The organism is Brevundimonas sp. T2-11, from assembly GCF_055397675.1.
Map to the genome: position 1 here is coordinate 432,528 of NZ_AP027920.1, position 16,949 is coordinate 449,476.

14 protein-coding genes are annotated in these 16,949 nt (G+C 66.8%); 4 read left to right on the forward strand and 10 right to left on the reverse strand.

Going from position 1 to position 16,949, the window contains the following annotated elements; all coding sequences use genetic code 11:
- Positions 1-19: 19 nt before the first annotated feature.
- Together ACZ5XO_RS02095 and ACZ5XO_RS02100 are read right to left on the reverse strand one after the other, a co-directional pair.
- Positions 20-1,672 (reverse strand): serine hydrolase, encoded by a 1,653-nt coding sequence (locus tag ACZ5XO_RS02095; protein ID WP_464163681.1) that lies wholly within the window; start codon positions 1,670-1,672, stop codon positions 20-22.
- A 74-nt stretch (positions 1,673-1,746) separates the two neighbouring features.
- The gene (locus tag ACZ5XO_RS02100) at positions 1,747-3,657 is read right to left on the reverse strand and encodes a BCCT family transporter (RefSeq protein ID WP_464163682.1); all 1,911 of its coding nucleotides are present in this window, start codon (positions 3,655-3,657) and stop codon (positions 1,747-1,749) included.
- A 152-nt stretch (positions 3,658-3,809) separates the two neighbouring features.
- Here ACZ5XO_RS02100 and clpB point away from each other — a divergent pair, with 152 nt between their 5' ends.
- A complete protein-coding gene (clpB, locus tag ACZ5XO_RS02105) occupies positions 3,810-6,398 on the forward strand; it encodes an ATP-dependent chaperone ClpB (RefSeq protein WP_464163683.1) in 2,589 nt (862 codons plus the stop codon).
- A gap of 5 nt (positions 6,399-6,403) precedes the next feature.
- On the opposite strand, the gene ACZ5XO_RS02110 is transcribed toward clpB, so the two are convergent.
- Positions 6,404-7,210, reverse strand: a complete 807-nt coding sequence (locus ACZ5XO_RS02110; RefSeq protein ID WP_464163684.1) for a hypothetical protein — start codon at positions 7,208-7,210, stop codon at positions 6,404-6,406.
- A gap of 242 nt (positions 7,211-7,452) precedes the next feature.
- Here ACZ5XO_RS02110 and ACZ5XO_RS02115 point away from each other — a divergent pair, with 242 nt between their 5' ends.
- Positions 7,453-7,782 carry a GIY-YIG nuclease family protein gene (locus ACZ5XO_RS02115; RefSeq protein ID WP_464163685.1) on the forward strand — a complete coding sequence of 110 codons (330 nt, stop codon included), beginning with the start codon at positions 7,453-7,455 and terminating at the stop codon, positions 7,780-7,782.
- A gap of 3 nt (positions 7,783-7,785) precedes the next feature.
- Here the strand turns inward: ACZ5XO_RS02115 and ACZ5XO_RS02120 are convergent, their stop codons facing one another.
- From ACZ5XO_RS02120 to ACZ5XO_RS02145, 6 genes are all read right to left on the reverse strand, one after another.
- Positions 7,786-8,142: a hypothetical protein gene (locus ACZ5XO_RS02120; protein ID WP_464163686.1), complete on the reverse strand. Its 357-nt coding sequence runs from the start codon at positions 8,140-8,142 to the stop codon at positions 7,786-7,788.
- A gap of 235 nt (positions 8,143-8,377) precedes the next feature.
- Entirely contained in the window at positions 8,378-9,775 is a 1,398-nt protein-coding gene (lpdA, locus tag ACZ5XO_RS02125; RefSeq protein WP_464163687.1) for a dihydrolipoyl dehydrogenase, read from the reverse strand.
- Positions 9,772-10,278 carry a hypothetical protein gene (locus ACZ5XO_RS02130; RefSeq protein WP_464163688.1) on the reverse strand — a complete coding sequence of 169 codons (507 nt, stop codon included), beginning with the start codon at positions 10,276-10,278 and terminating at the stop codon, positions 9,772-9,774. The genes lpdA and ACZ5XO_RS02130 overlap by 4 nt, the downstream gene beginning before the upstream one ends.
- On the reverse strand, positions 10,278-11,921 hold the full coding sequence (locus ACZ5XO_RS02135; RefSeq protein WP_464163689.1) for a 2-oxo acid dehydrogenase subunit E2: 1,644 nt from the start codon (positions 11,919-11,921) through the stop codon (positions 10,278-10,280). Before ACZ5XO_RS02135 ends, ACZ5XO_RS02130 begins: the two co-directional genes overlap by 1 nt.
- Position 11,922: 1 nt before the next feature.
- Positions 11,923-12,948, reverse strand: coding sequence for an alpha-ketoacid dehydrogenase subunit beta (locus ACZ5XO_RS02140; protein WP_464163690.1), 1,026 nt, complete (start codon positions 12,946-12,948; stop codon positions 11,923-11,925).
- 2 nt (positions 12,949-12,950) lie between these two features.
- The gene (locus ACZ5XO_RS02145) at positions 12,951-14,183 is read right to left on the reverse strand and encodes a thiamine pyrophosphate-dependent enzyme (RefSeq protein ID WP_464163691.1); all 1,233 of its coding nucleotides are present in this window, start codon (positions 14,181-14,183) and stop codon (positions 12,951-12,953) included.
- Positions 14,184-14,328: 145 nt separating this feature from the next.
- On the opposite strand from ACZ5XO_RS02145, the gene ACZ5XO_RS02150 reads away from it, so the two are divergent.
- Entirely contained in the window at positions 14,329-14,817 is a 489-nt protein-coding gene (locus ACZ5XO_RS02150) for an Lrp/AsnC family transcriptional regulator (RefSeq protein WP_464163692.1), read from the forward strand.
- A 25-nt stretch (positions 14,818-14,842) separates the two neighbouring features.
- Positions 14,843-15,730 carry a pirin family protein gene (locus tag ACZ5XO_RS02155; RefSeq protein ID WP_464163693.1) on the forward strand — a complete coding sequence of 296 codons (888 nt, stop codon included), beginning with the start codon at positions 14,843-14,845 and terminating at the stop codon, positions 15,728-15,730.
- Here ACZ5XO_RS02155 and ACZ5XO_RS02160 read toward each other — a convergent pair.
- On the reverse strand, positions 15,727-16,686 hold the full coding sequence (locus ACZ5XO_RS02160; RefSeq protein ID WP_464163694.1) for an alpha/beta fold hydrolase: 960 nt from the start codon (positions 16,684-16,686) through the stop codon (positions 15,727-15,729). The two genes, ACZ5XO_RS02155 and ACZ5XO_RS02160, sit on opposite strands and share 4 nt — an antisense overlap.
- Positions 16,687-16,949 lie beyond the last annotated feature (263 nt).

Consider the following 16,949-nt stretch of genomic DNA (forward strand, 5'->3'; position numbering starts at 1 on the left):
GTTTCCGCCAGGTGAGAGCCTAGATCCGCGTCAGCCGCAGATCCTGATAGTCGTAAGAGAAGTCGATGTCGGGCGAGACGCCCTTGACCGTGGCGGTCGCAGGCTTGGCCGTGGCGATGCTGAAGGTGATGAAGGCGTCTTCCTCGCGCTTGTCGGGGAAGCGGGTGCGGAAGGTCTCGCCGTCATAGGGCTCCAGCCAGCCCTGCAAGGCCGGGGTGTGGGTGAAGCGCAGCCACAGGCCCGACTTGCGGTTGCGGCCGCGTCCCTCGGTCTTCGGCTCGATGACGATGTCGCCGTACCAGGGATCGCGCCAGGTTCCGGCATAGGCCTCCAGCGGCATGGAGGGCGCCGCGCCCGCCGCCTGTTTGGCGTCGATCTCGACGGCGGCCTTCAGCGACTTCTCGGTCCCTTCGGCCTCGATCCGCTTGGAATCGGCGATCCAGTCGACGTCGACCTTGTTCATGGCGATGTCCGACAGGCCGGAGCGCAGGGCGCGCAAGAGGAAGCTCTCCTCGGCGTTGGTGAAGACGCTGAAGCCGATCTTGCGGCCAGGGATCAGAACCGTGGCCGAGATGCCGCCGGGCGAGCCGCCGCCGTGGGTCGCCAGCCGCTCGCCGCGATAGTCCTGCACCTGCAAGCCCATGGCGTAGGTCGAGGCCACGGCCCGGTTGGGTAGGGCCGCCGTCGGCCCGTTGGACGAGGAGACGACGATGTTGGGCTTGTACATCTCGCGCGCGGCGGCTTCGGAGAACAGGCGCGTCCCGTCGGCCAGCTTGCCGTCGTTCAGGCGCACGGCGATCCACTTGGCCCAGTCGTGGGCGCTGGCGCAGATGCCGCCCGCCGCCGCCGCCGAATCCCAGTTCCAGACCTCGACGATGGACTCGGCGATCTGGGTCATCGCCCCCTGATAGCGCAGGGGCGGGCCGACGCGGCCGTGCGGCAGGGCGGACTTCTTCGGATCGGCCAGACGCGCCAGGGGCACGCTCTCGCCCATGCCCACCTTGTCGAAGATGCGGGTCTGGACGAAATCCTCCCACGACAGGCCCGACACCTTCTCGATCACCGCGCCCGCGACCACGAACATCAGGTTGCAGTAGTGGTAGTCCTCGCGGAACCCGTCCTCGATCGGCACGAAGGCGGCCTGGGCCAGAACCTCGGCCCGCGTCCGGTCGCTGTTGGGCCAGAACAGCAGGTCGCCGGCGCCCAGACCGAACCCGGCGCGGTGGCTCAGCGTGTCGCGCACGGTGATGCGCTCGCCCACCATGGGGTCCGACAGGGTGAAGCCGGGCAGATAGGTGCGGATCGGCTCGTCCCACTTCACCTTGCCCTCGTCGACCAGGATGGCCAGGCAGGCGGCGGTGACGTTCTTGGAGTTGGAGGCGATGGCGAACAGGGTGTGTTCGTCGGCCGGTTCGGCCTTGCCCTGACGGCGCACGCCATAGCCCTTGGCCAGCACCGTCTTGCCGTCGCGGACCAGGGCCAGGGACACGGCGGGCTGTTCGGGCCAGGCCGTCATGCAGCGCTGCACCCAGGCGTCGGCGGCGGCGGCGATCTCCTCGTCGGTGCGCGTGTCGGCGCTGGTCTGGGCCCAGCCGGTCGCGGGAAGGGCCGCGCCCGAGGCGGCGACGGCGGAAGAGATCAGCGCGGCGCGGCGCGACAGGCGGATGGACATCAAGGACGCTCCCGGAGACTGAACGGCGACGCTAACGCCGCCTGTCCTCCGGGCCAAGGGGGGCGTAGCGCCTTCTAAGCCGCCAGCCGCCACCTTTGCAGATGCTCCAGCACGTCGGCGACGATCTGGGCGCGGGTGAAGCCGGTCACGTCACGCGGACGCGTGCCGTCGCCGGTCACGGCGCTGAGGCGCCACTCCAGGGCGCGTCGGCTTTCGGGGGCCTCCAGCGCGGTCAGGGCGGGCAGGGGCCGCGAGCGCGCGCCCAGCCGATACAGGAAGTCCCGCCCGTTGGCGTGTTCGACCCGCAGCCAGACGCCGTTGTCGTCGCTCTGGACCTCGCTGTTCTCCAGTCCCTCGGCGGCCACGGCGGCGCGCACCTCTTCCAGGGCCGGGGCGCCGTGACGGGCGATCTGGCGGTCGATGTCGCGGCGGCTGGCGGGCGCCAGGATGCGCTTGAGCTGTTCACGCAGGGGCGGGGCCTCGGTCTCCACCGTCTCGCCGCGCAGGTCGGCGTTCATCTGCCGCGCCAGACCGAAACAGGCCAGGATCATGATGACGGCGAAGGGCAGGGCCGCCACCAGGGTCGCCGCTTGCAGGGCGCCCAGGCCCCCGGCCAGCAACAGAAGCGCCGCCGCCAGCCCCTGCATCACGCACCAGTAGATCCTCTGCCAGCGCGGCGTATCCTCCGCCCCGCCGGAGGCCAGGGTGTCGATCACCAGCGAGCCGGAATCCGCCGAGGTGACGAAGAAGACCGCCACCAGGGCGATGGCCAGGACCGAGGTGATCGCCGTGCCGGGCAGGTATTCGAAGAAGTGGAACAGGGCCGTCGACAGGTCCGTCTGGACGGCGTCCGAAATGGCGCCCGCCGCCACGCCCAGGTCCAGGCTCATGGCCGTGTTGCCGAAGACCGTCATCCACAGGAAGGTGAAGCCCGACGGGACCAGCAGCACGCCGATCAGGAACTCCCGCACCGTGCGCCCGCGCGAAATGCGGGCGATGAACATGCCCACGAACGGCGACCACGAAATCCACCAGGCCCAGTAGAGCAGGGTCCAGTCCGCCATCCAGGCGCGCGGCTCATAGGCATAGAGGGTGAAGGTGCGCTCGAAGAAGTGGTCCAGATAGAGGCCGAAATTCTGCACATAGGCCCGTAGCAGGAACAGGGTCGGCCCGACGATCAGCACGAAGAGCATCAGGCAGACGGCGATGAACAGGTTCAGCTCGGACAGTCGCCGCACCCCCTTGTCCACCCCGGTCAGGACCGAGATGGTCGCCGCGCCCATGACGACGACGATCAGCCCGACCTGCATGATCACGTCGTTGGGCAGGCCGAAGACGTAGTTCAGGCCCGAGGTCATCTGCGCCACGCCGTAACCCAGGGAGGTGGCGATGCCGAACAGGGTCCCGCAGATGGCGAAGATGTCGACCAGGTCGCCCAGCCGGCCGTTCACCCGCCTGCCCAGCAGGGGATAGAGGCTGGACCGCATGGTCAGGGGCAGGCCCTTCCTGTGCGCGAAATAGGCCAGGCTCAGGCCCACCACGGCGTAGATGGCCCAGGCGTGCACGCCCCAGTGGGTATAGGTGATGACCATGGCCTCGCGCGCGGCGTCCAGCGTGCCGGGCTGGGCCTCGGGCGGGGCGATGTAGTGCTGCACCGGCTCGGCCACGGCGAAATACATCAGGCCGATCCCCATGCCCGCCGCGAACAGCATGGCCAGCCACGAGACATAGGGGAAGTCCGGCTCGGCGTCGTCCGGCCCCAGCTTCAGCCGCCCCGTCGGTCCGACGGCCAGCGCCGCGACGAACAGCATGAAGCCCGCCACGGAAGCCACGTAGAACCAGCCGAAGGTCTCGACCACCCAGGCCTGGGCGCGCCCGAACAACAGGTCGGATGTGGCGGGGGCCATCATGGCGAGCAGCAGCAGCCCGCCCGCGATGGCGCTGGCCCCCCAGAAGACGCGGGGGTTCATCTTGGTCGTCAGCATGGGGCCCTAGCGCACGGCGACGCTTAAGGTTCCATGCCGCGCCCCTTGCGTGTCATCCAGGCCACACCCACCTCCTTTGCGACAGCTCAAGGCGTCGCTTCGTGTAAGGGCGCATTGAGTCGAAATCCGCCTCCCGAGGGGAAACCAACGACATGAATCTCGACCTCTATTCCGACCGCGCCAAACAGGCCGTTCAATCCGCCCAGTCGCTGGCGCTGGCTCGTCGTCACCAGCAGTTCGCGCCCGAGCACCTGCTGAAGGTGCTGCTGGAAGAACGCGACGGCCTGGCCCGCAAGCTGATCGATCAGGCCGGGGGCGATCCGTCCGCCGTGGAACTGGTGACCGAAGGCCTGCTGAAGAAGCGGCCCCAGGTCGAGGGCGGCTCGGGCCAGCTCTATCTGGACGGCGACACCGCCCGCGTCTTCAACGCCGCCGAGGAGGCCTCGAAAAAGGCCGGCGACGCCTTCGTCACCACCGAGCGCCTGCTCGCCGCCATCGCCAAGGAAGGCGGGGCCGCCGCCGAGGCGCTGAAATCCGCCGGCGTCACGCCGAAGAAACTCGATGAAGCTGTCACCGAGATGCGCAAGGGCAAGATCGCGGACAACGCCTCGGCCGAGGACAGCTACGACGCCCTGAAGCGCTACGCCCGCGACCTGACCGAGGCCGCGCGCGACGGCAAGGTCGACCCCGTCATCGGTCGCGACGAGGAAATCCGCCGCACCATCCAGGTCCTGGCGCGTCGCACCAAGAACAACCCCGTCCTGATCGGCGAGCCCGGCGTCGGCAAGACCGCCATCGTCGAAGGTCTGGCCCTGCGCATCGTCAACGGCGACGTGCCCGAAAGCCTGAAGGACAAGAAGGTCCTGTCGCTGGACATGGGCGCCCTGATCGCCGGGGCGAAGTATCGCGGCGAGTTCGAGGAGCGGCTGAAGGCCGTGCTCAACGAGGTCGCCGCCGCCGAAGGCCAGATCGTCCTCTTCATTGACGAGATGCACACCCTGGTCGGCGCCGGCAAGGGCGACGGGGCCATGGACGCCTCCAACCTGCTCAAGCCCGCCCTGGCGCGCGGCGAGCTGCACTGCGTCGGCGCCACCACGCTGGATGAATACCGCAAGCACGTCGAGAAGGACGCGGCCCTGGCCCGTCGCTTCCAGCCGGTCTTCGTCTCCGAGCCCACCGTCGAGGACACGGTGTCGATCCTGCGCGGCCTCAAGGAGAAGTACGAGGTCCACCACGGGGTGCGCATTTCCGACAGCGCCATCGTCGCCGCCGCCACCTTGTCGAACCGCTACATCACCGACCGCTTCCTGCCCGACAAGGCCATCGACCTGATCGACGAGGCCGCCTCGCGCGTCCGCATGGCTGTCGATTCCAAGCCCGAGGCGCTGGACGAGATCGACCGCCGTCTGGTCCAGCTCAAGATCGAGCGCGAGGCCCTGAAGAAGGAGAGCGACAGCGCCTCGCAGCAGCGTCTGGAGAAGCTGGAGGACGAGATCGCCGATCTGGAGGGCCAGTCGGACGACATGACCGCCCGCTGGAAGTCGGAAAAGGACAAGGTGGGGCAGGGCGCCCAGCTGCGTGAAACCCTCGACCGTCTGCGCGCCGAACTGGCCGCCGCCCAGCGCGCGGGCGACCTCGGCCGCGCCTCGGAAATCGCCTACGGCCAGATCCCGCAGCTGGAACGCCAGCTGGCTGAGGCCGAAGCCGCCGAGAAACCGGCGGAAGGTCCCCTGACGCCCGAGGTGGTCGACGCCGAGCAGATCGCCGCCGTGGTCAGCCGCTGGACCGGCGTGCCCGTCGACAAGATGCTGGAGGGCGAGCGCGAGAAGTTGCTCAAGATGGAAGAGGAGCTCGGCCGCCGCGTGGTGGGCCAGAACGAGGCGCTGGAGGCCGTGTCCGACGCCGTCCGCCGCGCTCGCGCAGGGCTCAACGATCCCAACAAGCCGCTGGGCAGCTTCCTCTTCCTTGGACCGACGGGCGTGGGCAAGACCGAGCTGACCAAGGCCCTGGCCGGCTATCTGTTCGACGACGACAACGCCATCACCCGCATCGACATGTCCGAATACATGGAGAAGCACTCGGTCAGCCGTCTGATCGGCGCCCCTCCCGGCTATGTCGGCTATGACGAGGGCGGCGCCCTGACCGAGGCCGTGCGTCGTCGCCCCTATCAGGTCGTCCTGTTCGACGAGGTCGAGAAGGCCCACCCCGACGTCTTCAACGTGCTGTTGCAAGTGCTGGACGACGGCCGCCTGACTGACGGTCAGGGCCGCACCATCGACTTCAAGAACACCCTGATCATCATGACCTCCAACCTGGGCAGCCAGTATCTGGCCGACCAGCCGGAGGGCGAGGACGTCGAGGCCGTCCGCCCCCTGGTCATGGAACAGGTCCGCGCCCACTTCCGGCCCGAGTTCCTGAACCGCATCGACGAGATCATCCTGTTCCACCGCCTCGGCCGCGAACAGATGGGCGGCATCGTCCGCATCCAGCTGGCGCGTCTGGAGAAGCTGATGGCCGACCGTCGCCTGACTCTGGCCCTGGACGACAGCGCCCTGACCTGGCTCGCCGACAAGGGCTACGATCCCGTCTACGGCGCCCGCCCCCTCAAGCGCGTCATCCAGAAGGAACTGGTCGACCCCATGGCCAAGAAGCTGCTGGCCGGAGAGATCGAGGACGGCAGCGTGGTGGCCGTGTCAGCAGGCGCCGACGGGCTGGAGATCGGCAAGGCGCGGGTGCATTGACAACTTCAATGTAAGCCTAGCTTCAGCGGCCATCCATCTCCGATGGGGGTTAGGGTTTTCCAACTTGAAGTGTGGTCAAGGTGCTCCATTTCAGTGCCGTTGAAAGCTGCCCACGCATCAAACATTTGACCCATCATGGCACGGTCAATGTCCGGTCGGCGGTTTGCTCGCCATATTCCGAGTTCTGGAAAACCTAGACGCCCGTCTGGTAAGCGTATCTTGTGGGCCTCAATTGATATCCAAACGAAGTCGATCTGATCGAGCAGCGGTTCTCCGGCCCTCAAAGCTTCGCGAACAGCATGGGCAGCAATCGCTGCCTCCACCTTCTGTGGTTTATCGATCAGAACAATCGCAAGACCTGCTGCTTCCGGTATCCCTAGTTTGGCGCGGGTGTCGGCAATCTGTGGGTTGGCCTGTTTGAGTAATTTCCTAATTGGCCGCCCTCCGATGTTGACCATCAGTCGGTTCACCTCGGCACCATTGTCTCTGGTCGATAGAATGCGCTGGATGCCCACCTCTCCAAAAACGACCATACGAGGTTCGCTTCGCAACTCCTCATCGATCAGACGTTCAATGCGTTCCGTGGGGTATCCATTGACGGTCTTCATTTCTGCGATGAATTTTTTGTTCCAAAGCAAATAGTCAGCGATCTGGCCAGTTTTGTGGAACGAGGAGAATGCTTTGGTATCTAGGCACTCGCTTCCGTCCCCAGTTTTGAGGAAGGATTTCATCCGTTTTTCAAGTCCTAAAATTGTCGAGGTATCTGTTGGCCTCACAAAAACTAAAAGGCGGATGTCGTCGTGATCATTCATCATTCTATTTGCACATCTTTCTCATTTGAAGATCAAGAGAAGCGCATGAGGAATCCCCCTTCCGTCATCCTCCGGCAAGCCGCGTCAGCGGCGCAGACCGGGGGACCCAGCGGCGCGCGGGAGCGCGAAAGATTCACGCTCGGCGGCCGCCGAAGATCGCCTTCGGCGCCGCTGGGTCCCCCGGTCTCCGCTTCGCTTCGCCGGAGGATGACGAAAGAGGGAGTGCGGGTTAGCGTGGCCGCATGGCGACCCATCGCACCTTCATCGCGACCTACATCATGGCGAGCGGGCGGAACGGGACGCTCTACACCGGCTCGACCTCCAATCTCGAAAGCCGCGTGTGGAAGCACAGGACGCGCGCCTTTCCCGGTTTCACCGACGAGAACGACTGCACCCGTCTGGTCTGGTTCGAGCAGCACGCCCTGATGCTGGATGCGATCCGGCGCGAGCGGCGGATCAAGAAATGGCTGCGCGACTGGAAGCTGGCCCTGATCGAGCGGGATAACGCGGACTGGCGCGACCTCGCGGCCGACTGGTTCCCGGACCCGGACTGTACGCCGGGCGCCGACTGAGCCTCACCCCAGCACCGGCATCACCTCCACCCCGTCGCAGACGAAGATGCTCATGTGCGGGTGGTTCTCGAACAGGCGGGCGGCGGCATCAAAGCTGTCGGCGCGCACGACCATGAAGACGGTCAACAGGTTGACCACGTCGGTCACGGCGCCGTCGTCGCCGATGCGCTTGGTTGGGCCCAGCGGGCCGCCCTGAAAGACGATGGAGTCGCGGTGCTTCGCCTCCCATTCGGCGACGGCGGCCACGCCGAGGCGGGCCGTCTCGGCCTGCTCGGCCTCGCTCATGGCGCGCCAGGCCCGCCACTTGGGGCCGGTCTTGTCGCTGGTGAAGACGGCCAGATAGTGGGTCTCGGCGCTCATCGAAGCCTCCCGTTTGCGGGAGGGTCGGTCTTTCGTAGGCGTGAGGCAAGCGTAAGCGGTTCCTTCTCCCCTTGAGGGAGAAGGTGGGCGCCGGAGGCGCTCGGATGAGGGGTGTCAGCGCCGGTCTGTCAGGAAGAAGAACATCGGCGCCGCCTGAGCGATCAAGCGGCGCCGTCGTCACCCCTCATCCGTCATGCTCCGCACGACACCTTCTCCCTCAAGGGGAGAAGGGGACTTAGATGTGAATGGCGTGGCCCAGAGCGCGCAGGCTGGCCTCGTGGAAGGCTTCGCCCAGGGTCGGGTGGACGTGGATGGTGCCGGCCACGTCTTCCAGCACGGCGCCCATTTCCAGCATCTGGGCGAAGCTGTTGGACAGTTCCGAGACGTGCTGGCCGACGGCCTGAATTCCGAGCAGACGGTGGTCCGACTTGGAGGCGATGACGCGGACGAAGCCGCCGTCTTCGCCGGCTTCGATGGCCAGGGCGCGGCCGATGGCGGCGAAGGGGAAGACGGCCTGGATCACGTCGTCGCGGCCCTTGACGTCGTCGACGCCGAGGCCCGCCGAGACGATTTCCGGCTCGGTGAAGCAGACGGCGGCGATGGTGACCGGGTCGAAGACGCGGTCATGGCCCGCGATGATTTCGGCGACGACCTCGCCCTGGGCCGAGCCCTTGTGCGCCAGCATGGGTTCGCCGGTCAGGTCGCCGACGGCCCAGACGTTCTTCATGCTGGTGGCGCAGCGCTGGTCGACTTTCACGAAGGGGCCGTCCATGGCCACGCCCATGGTCTCCAGACCCCAGCCCTGGGTGCGTGGACGGCGGCCGACGGTGACCAGCACCTTGTCGGCGTCCAACTGCATCGGATTGCCGTCCTTGTCGGTGACGTTCAGCTTGCCGTCGCCGAAACCGCCCGCGCGGGCGCCGAGCAGCATCTGCACGCCGTGGCTCGTAAGCCACTTGGCGACCGGGTCGGTCAGGGCCTTGTCGTAGAGCGGCAGGATGCGCTCGGCCATCTCGACGATGGCGACTTCGGCGCCCAGCTTGCGGAAGGCGATGCCCAGCTCCAGGCCGATATAACCGCCGCCGACGACGACCAGCTTCTTCGGCACTTCCGGCAGGCTCAGGGCCTCGGTGGAGGAGATGACGTCGCCGCCGAAGGGCAGGAAGGGCAGTTCGACCGGCTCCGATCCCGTGGCCAGGATGACGTGCTCGGCGGTGATGCGAATGTCGCCGTCATCGGTCTTCACGGTGCAGGTCTTGGCGTCCGAGAACCCGGCCCAGCCCTTGATGACCTTGACCCTGGCCTTCTTCAGCAGGGCGGCGACGCCGGCGTTCAGCTTGCTGACGATGCCGTCCTTCCATTCGACCGTCTTGGACAGGTCGATGGCCGGGGTCGAGGCGGTGATGCCCAGGGTGCCGTCGCCGGCGGCCTTGGCCACCGTCTCATACTTGCCCGCCGCGTGGATGATGGCCTTGGACGGGATGCAGCCGACGTTCAGGCAGGTGCCGCCAAGGCCCGGCGAGGCGTCCACCAGCACGGTCTCCAGCCCCAACTGGCCGCAACGGATTCCCGCCACATAGCCGCCGGTCCCGGCGCCGATGATCAGGACTTTGGTCTTGAGGGTCTGGGTCATGGGATTGGCCTATAATCTTCAAGGATTTCCCGCACCTTCGAAAGATCGTCGGTGTAGGGGTAAACAATCACTTCTTCGAGGTAGTCATCGGGACTGAGGGCTGGCAAAGCGCTAAGCGGGTCACCCGCTTCTTCAGAGCTAGCCAGCATGTCGATGTAGCTCTGTCTGGCGGCCACCGGATCTCTCTCCAGCAACAACCAGACATGCTGGCCTCGCTTGACGGGGGAGGCTGGATCACAGTCATCGTTTCTGTCCCAGCGATAAATCGGCACCACACGAGGACGAACAGGTCCTATCAGCCTGAATTCGGCTTCGTAGACCCGACCCAGACGGCGCTGCGAACGATCGGGCCACCAGATACGGCGAACTTTTGTCACTTCGGCCTCATAGGCCACAGGCGATGTTCTGAACGTTGCCTCTAGTGGGAAGAGGGAGCAGGCATTTGCCGCATCTGCCGCCAACAGCGCGGCTATCGCCAGAGCTATAGCCGCGCTGTGCTTCACTAGTGCATCCAGAGCGTGGCCGGGTTCTCCAGCAGGCCCTTGATGCGCTGCACGAAGACCGCGGCGTCGTGGCCGTCGACGATGCGATGATCGAAGCTGGAGGACAGGTTCATCATCTTGCGCACGACCATCTGGCCGTCCTTGACCACCACGCGTTCGGCGATCTTGTTCGGACCGACGATGGCGACCTCGGGGTGGTTGATGATGGGCGTGTGAACCACGCCGCCCAGCGTCCCCAGCGAGGTGATGGTGATGGTCGAGCCGGACAGCTCCTCGCGCTTGGCCGAGCCGTCCTTGGCGGCGCCCGAGACGCGGGCGATTTCCAGGGCGGTGGCGTAGGGGTCAAGCGCCTCGGCGTGGCGGACGACCGGGACCATCAGGCCGTTCGGCGTCTGGGCGGCGATGCCCAGATGGACCGGGGCGTGCTGCGTCAGGACGCCGGCCTCGTCGTCATAGGTGGCGTTGATCTGCGGCTGGTCGCGCAGGGCCACGACGATGGCGCGGGCGATGAAGGGCAGGACGTTCAGCTTGGGCTGGTCCTTCGACTTCGTGGCGTTGAGGTGGGCGCGCAGCTCCTCCACGGCCGTCATGTCGATTTCCTCGACATAGGTGATGTGCGGGATGCGACGGACGCTCTCGGCCATCTTCTCCGCGATCTTGCGGCGCAGGCCGATGATCTTGACCTCGGTGGCGCCCTCGGCGCGGGCGTAGGTCGAGGAGGCCGTGCCGGTCGCGGCGGGCAGCGAGCCGCCGCGCGCGACGTAGACGTCCAGGTCTTCATGCTGGATGCGACCCGCCGGACCCGAACCGGGCACGAAGGCCAGGTCGACGCCCAGATCACGGGCGCGGTTGCGCACGGCGGGCGAGGCCAGGGCGCGTTCGCCCGGCTGGCGGCCGGTCATGGCGGGGACGGGCCTGGCGTCGGCCTTGGGTGCAGCGGCGGCGGGCTTGGCGGCCGGAGCCGGCGCGGCCTTTTCGGCCTTGGCGGCGACATTGCCCGCGCCTTCGACCTTGAAGCTGACGAGGGGACCGCCGACGGGGACCTGTTGGCCCGCCTCGCCGTGCAGGGCGACGACCACGCCGTTGACCGGGCTGGTGATCTCGACCGTGGCCTTGTCGGTCATGATGTCGGCGAGGATCTGATCCTCCTCGACCGCGTCGCCGACCTTGACGTGCCAGCCGACCAGTTCGGCCTCGGCCGTGCCTTCACCCACGTCGGGCAGCTTGAAGACATGGTTGGCGCCGGGAGCCGGATTGGACTCCTTTGAGCCCTCCCCCTTGATGGGGGAGGGTGGGGTGGGGGTGACTTCAGCGGAAACGGTGACGACGGCGGCGGCTTCACCCCCATCCCCAGCCCTCCCCCCATCAAGGGGGAAGGGAGCCTCTTCGGCATTGCCCGCGCCCTCGACCTCGAACTCGACCAGGGGGCCGCGCACGGGCACCATCTCTCCGGCCTGACCGTGGATGGCCAGAACCTTGCCGCTGACCGGGGCGGTGATTTCCACCGTGGCCTTGTCGGTCATGACGTCGGCGACGATCTGGTCTTCCTCGACCATGTCGCCGACCGCGACGTGCCAGGCGACCAGTTCGGCCTCGGCGGTGCCTTCGCCCACGTCGGGCAGCTTGAAGACGAAACGACCCATCTTAACGGCCTCCCGACATGACGGCTTTCAGGGCGTCGGCCACGCGTTGCGGGCCGGGGAAGTATTCCCACTCGAAGGCGTGCGGGTAGGGGGTGTCCCAGCCGGTCACGCGCGCGATGGGCGCCTCCAGATGATAGAAGCAGCGCTCCTGAACCAGGGCCGACAGCTCGCCGCCGAAGCCCGAGGTCTTCGGCGCTTCGTGCACGATGACGCAGCGACCGGTCTTCCTGACGCTGGCCTCGATGGTCTCGATGTCCAGCGGCACCAGGGTGCGCAGGTCGATGACCTCGGCGTCCACGCCGGCGTGCTCGGCGCCGGCCAGGGCGACCCAGACCATGGTGCCGTAGGCCAGGATGGTGACGTCGGACCCTTCCTTCATCACGCGAGCCTTGCCGATCGGCTCGACGTACTTGCCGGTCGGGACCTGGGCCAGCTCCTGGGTTTTCCACGGCGAAACCGGCTTCTCGTGCCAGCCGTCGAAGGGACCGTTGTAGAGGCGCTTGGGCTCGAAGAAGACGACCGGATCGTCGTCCTCGATGGCGGCGGTCAGCAGGCCCTTGGCGTCATAGGGGGTCGACGGAATGACGACCTTCAGGCCCGCGATGTGGGTGAACAGGCTTTCCGGCGACTGGCTGTGCGTCTGGCCGCCGAAGATGCCGCCGCCGTAGGGGCTGCGGATGGTGATGGGCGAGGTGAACTGGCCGCCCGAGCGGTAGCGCATCTTGGCCGCTTCGGAGACGATCTGGTCGTAGGCCGGATAGATGTAGTCGGCGAACTGGATCTCGACGACCGGGCGCAGGCCATAGGCGCCCATGCCGATGGCCGTGGCGACGATGCCGCACTCGCTGATGGGGGCGTCGAAGCTGCGCGTCAGGCCGTGCTTCTGCTGCAGCTGGTCGGTGACGCGGAAGACGCCGCCGAAATAGCCGGCGTCCTCGCCGAACGACAGGACGTTGGGGTCCTCGGCCATCTTGACGTCGATGGCCGAGTTCAGGGCCTGAATCATGTTCATGGGGGCAGTGGTCATGCTCAGACTCCGACCTCGCGGCGCTGTTCGATCAGGCGCCAGTCCTCGGTCGCATAGACCTCTTCGAACATGGTCTTCACGCTGGGGCGCGACTGGCCGAGCGTGCCGATGGCCTCGGATTCCTTGCCGGCGGCGCGGACCTGCTCGACGGCGTCCTTTTCGGCGGCTTCATGCTGTTCGTCGGACCATTCGCCCAGGACGATCAGGTGCTGCTTCAGGCGTTCGATCGGGTCGCCCAGAGGCCATTTCTCGTGCTCGTCGCCGGGGCGATAGCGGCTGGGGTCGTCGGAGGTCGAGTGCGGGGCGCCGCGATAGGTGAACAGTTCGATCACCGTGGCGCCCTGGTTGGTGCGCGCGCGCTCCTCGGCCCACTGGGTCGCGGCCCAGACGGCCAGGAAGTCGTTGCCGTCCACGCGCAGGGCCGGCAGGCCGTAACCGATGGCCTTGGCCGCGAAGGTGGTCTCAAGACCGCCGGCGATGCCCATGAAGGACGAGATGGCCCACTGGTTGTTGACCACGTTCAGGATGACCGGGGCGCGATAGACGGCGGCGAAGGTCAGGGCGTTGTGGAAGTCGCCTTCCGCCGTGGCGCCGTCGCCGATCCAGCTGATGGCGATCTTGTCATCGCCCTTGTAGGCGCTGGCCATGGCCCATCCGACGGCCTGCGGCACCTGGGTGCCGAGGTTGCCCGAGATCGTGAAGAAGCCGTAGTCCTTGGCCGAATACATGATCGGCAGCTGGCGGCCTTTGATCGGGTCTTCGGCGTTGGAGTAGATCTGGTTCATCATGGTCGCCAGCGGATAGCCGCGCGCGATCAGAAGACCCTGTTGGCGATAGGTGGGGAAGCCCATGTCCTCGCGGCTCAGGATCATGCCCTGGGCGACCGCGATGGCCTCTTCACCGGTGCACTTCATGTAGAAGCTGGTCTTGCCCTGGCGGTGGGCGCGGTGCATCCGCTCATCGAAGGCGCGCGTCAGGATCATGGCCTTCAGGCCGCGACGCATGACCTCAGGGTCCAGCTTGGGGTCCCACGGCCCGACAGCCTTGCCTTCGTCGTCCAGCACGCGCACCAGACGGAAGGCGTGGTCGCGCATCTCGTAGGGGGCGGTCGAGACTTCCGGTCGGCTCACGGCGCCGGCGGGGTCGAACTGCAGGTGGCTGAAATCGGGCGCATCGCCCGGACGACCCGAGGGCTCCGGCACGCGCAGCGACAGGGTGGGGGTGTTCTTCATCATGCGTCCCGTCCGGTTAATCCGTCCGCGTTTCCTCTAGGAAGAGGGCATAGCATGGCGCGTCTCTGTTGGCCTTCCTAAAAATACCCTTGCCAAATGCTGATTTGGGGTATTTTATTGCGCAAAATCCCCTTTTGGAGAAACGCCTTTGGCCGATGAACTTGATCCTATCGACGCCCGCATCCTCGACATCCTGCAGCAGGACGCCGGATTGTCGGTCGCCGAGGTCGCCGATCGCGTCGGCCTCTCGGCCTCGCCCTGCTGGCGCCGGATCAAGAGACTGGAGGACTCTGGCCTGATACGCAAGCGGGTCACGCTTCTGGATGCGGGCCTGCTGGGCCTGGACTTCGAAGTCTACGCCATCGTCAAGCTGAGCCTGCCGTCGCGCGAGAACCTCGACATCTTCGAAACCGCCGTCGCCACCTGGCCGGAAGTGGTGCAGTGCGCCACCATCACGGGACGCGAAGACTACGTCCTGCGCATCATCACTTCGGACATGCACGCCTTCGACCAGTTCCTGCGCGACAAGCTGCTGACGCTCGGCATTGTCTCCGACTGCGCCAGCCATATCGTCACGCGTGGGGTGAAGAACGTCACCACCCTGCCGCTGGGCATCATCACGCCCCACGTCGGCTAACGACCACAGACCTGAGGGGGCTGGCATGATCGAGCTGGTGATCGACGCGCGTCGCAAGGATCTCGGCGGGTTCGAGGTGGGGCGCGTCCTGCCCTTCCATTCGCACCGGATGGTCGGCCCCTTCATCTTTCTGGACCAGATGGGGCCCGCAGAGTTCGCGCCGGGCGCTGACGCCATCAATGTGCGGCCGCACCCGCACATCGGCCTGTCGACCCTGACCTATCTGTTCGAGGGCGAGATCATGCACCGGGATAATCTGGGCTACACCCAGCCCATCCGTCCCGGCGAGGTGAACTGGATGACCGCCGGGTCCGGCATCGTCCATTCCGAGCGCACCGATCCGCTGAAGAAGGCGCAAGGGGGGCGGATGCACGGCATGCAGGCCTGGGTCGCCCTGCCGACCGAGAAGGAAGAGATCGCCCCCTCCTTCACCCACCTGGGCGAGGACGCCCAGCCCACCTATGAGAACAAGGGCCTGTTCGCGCGCCTGGTGGCGGGCGAGGCCTTCGGCGCCAGGGCCGGGACCCCGGTCGAATCGCCGCTCTTCTACGTCCACTGGGAAATGGCCGAGGGCGTGCGCGCCGCGCCGCCGCCGCCGAAATCCAAAGGCGGCTACAGCGAACGCGCCCTGTTCGTCGCCAAGGGCGCGATCGAGGTCGACGGCCGCACCTTTGGCGAGGGCCAGATGGTGGTCCTGTCGGCCCACGCCGAGCCGACCGTCACCGCCCTGCAACCGTCCAGCGTCATGGCCCTGGGCGGCGAGCCGGTGGGCGAACGCCTGATCTGGTGGAACTTCGTCTCCTCGTCGCAGGACCGTCTGGATCAGGCCAAGGCCGACTGGAAGGCCGGCCGCATGAGCCTGCCGAGCGAAGATGCGCTGGAGTTCATCCCCCTTCCGGACGAGAAGACCTAAAGCGCCCGCAGGAACTCAATCAGCGCCGCGTTCACCTCCTCCGCCCGTTCCTGTTGCAGCCAGTGTCCCGCCCCCGGCAGGACCACCTGCCCGCGCAGGGCGGTCAGCCAGTCCTTCTGCGCCGCCTCAAACGGACCGGCGTAGTGGCGGACCGGGTCGCGGTCGCCGACCATGAAGAGGGCAGGCTGGTGAATTTTCCGGCCTTGCAGGAAGGCGGTCAGGCTCCAGTTGCGGTCGAGGCAGCGGTACCAGTCCAGCGGTCCCTTGAAGCCCGAGGCGGCGAACGCGGCGACGTATTCCTCGAAGTGCGCCTCGCTCATCCACGGCGGCAGAATGGCGTGGTCGGAAATGCTGTCGAGCAGACTGACGCCCTCGGGCATGAAGCCGGTCGACTGCTCCGCCGTGGCGGTGGCGCCGTCATAGGCCCAGAACATCTTGCGCAGGGCCATGGCGGGATCGGCGTCCAGCTCGACGTGGGCCTCGGGCGACTGGAAGCGGCTGATGTAGAGGTCGCCCAGTCCGGCGCGCTTTGAGTTCGCGGCCATGGCGGCGGTCGGCGGACCCTTGGGGCGGCGCGGCTGGAAGGGCACGGACAGGCCCGCCACGGCGCGGAAGACGTCGGGCCGCATCAGGGCGCAGTGCCAGGCGACGGCCGAGCCCCAGTCGTGGCCAACGACCACGGCCTGTTCCTCGCCCAGTGCACGGACCAGATCGACCATGTCGCCGACCAGATGCAGGATGGTGTGGTCCTCCGCATCGGCCGGTTTGTCGGTCCCGCCATAGCCGCGCATGTCGGGGGCGACGGCGTGGAAGCCGGCCCCGGCCAGAGCCTGAACCTGGGCCCGCCAGCTGATCCCCAGCTCGGGAAAGCCGTGCAGCAGCAGGACCAGCGGGCCTTCCCCTGCTTCGATCACCTGTTGCGTCAGGCCGTCGGTCATGATGCGGCGGGTCTGCATGGGCGGTCCTCCGTTTGAAGCGAGCCTATCGCCTTTTCGGTCTCTGGCGAGAGGGATGAACGTTCCCGTTCCGTTTCATGGCTGAGGGCGCTATGGATCGAAGGTGACCGACGTCTCCGCCCCTTCCAACGTCAAGCCTGCGACCGCGTTCGCGGCGGACCTGCCGCCTGCCCTGGCCACGCCGCCGGGCGCGGGGGCGGTGTGCGACGCGGCGGGGGCCAGGAAGATCGGGCGCGGCGCGGCGGAAGGGGTCTTTCTCGGCG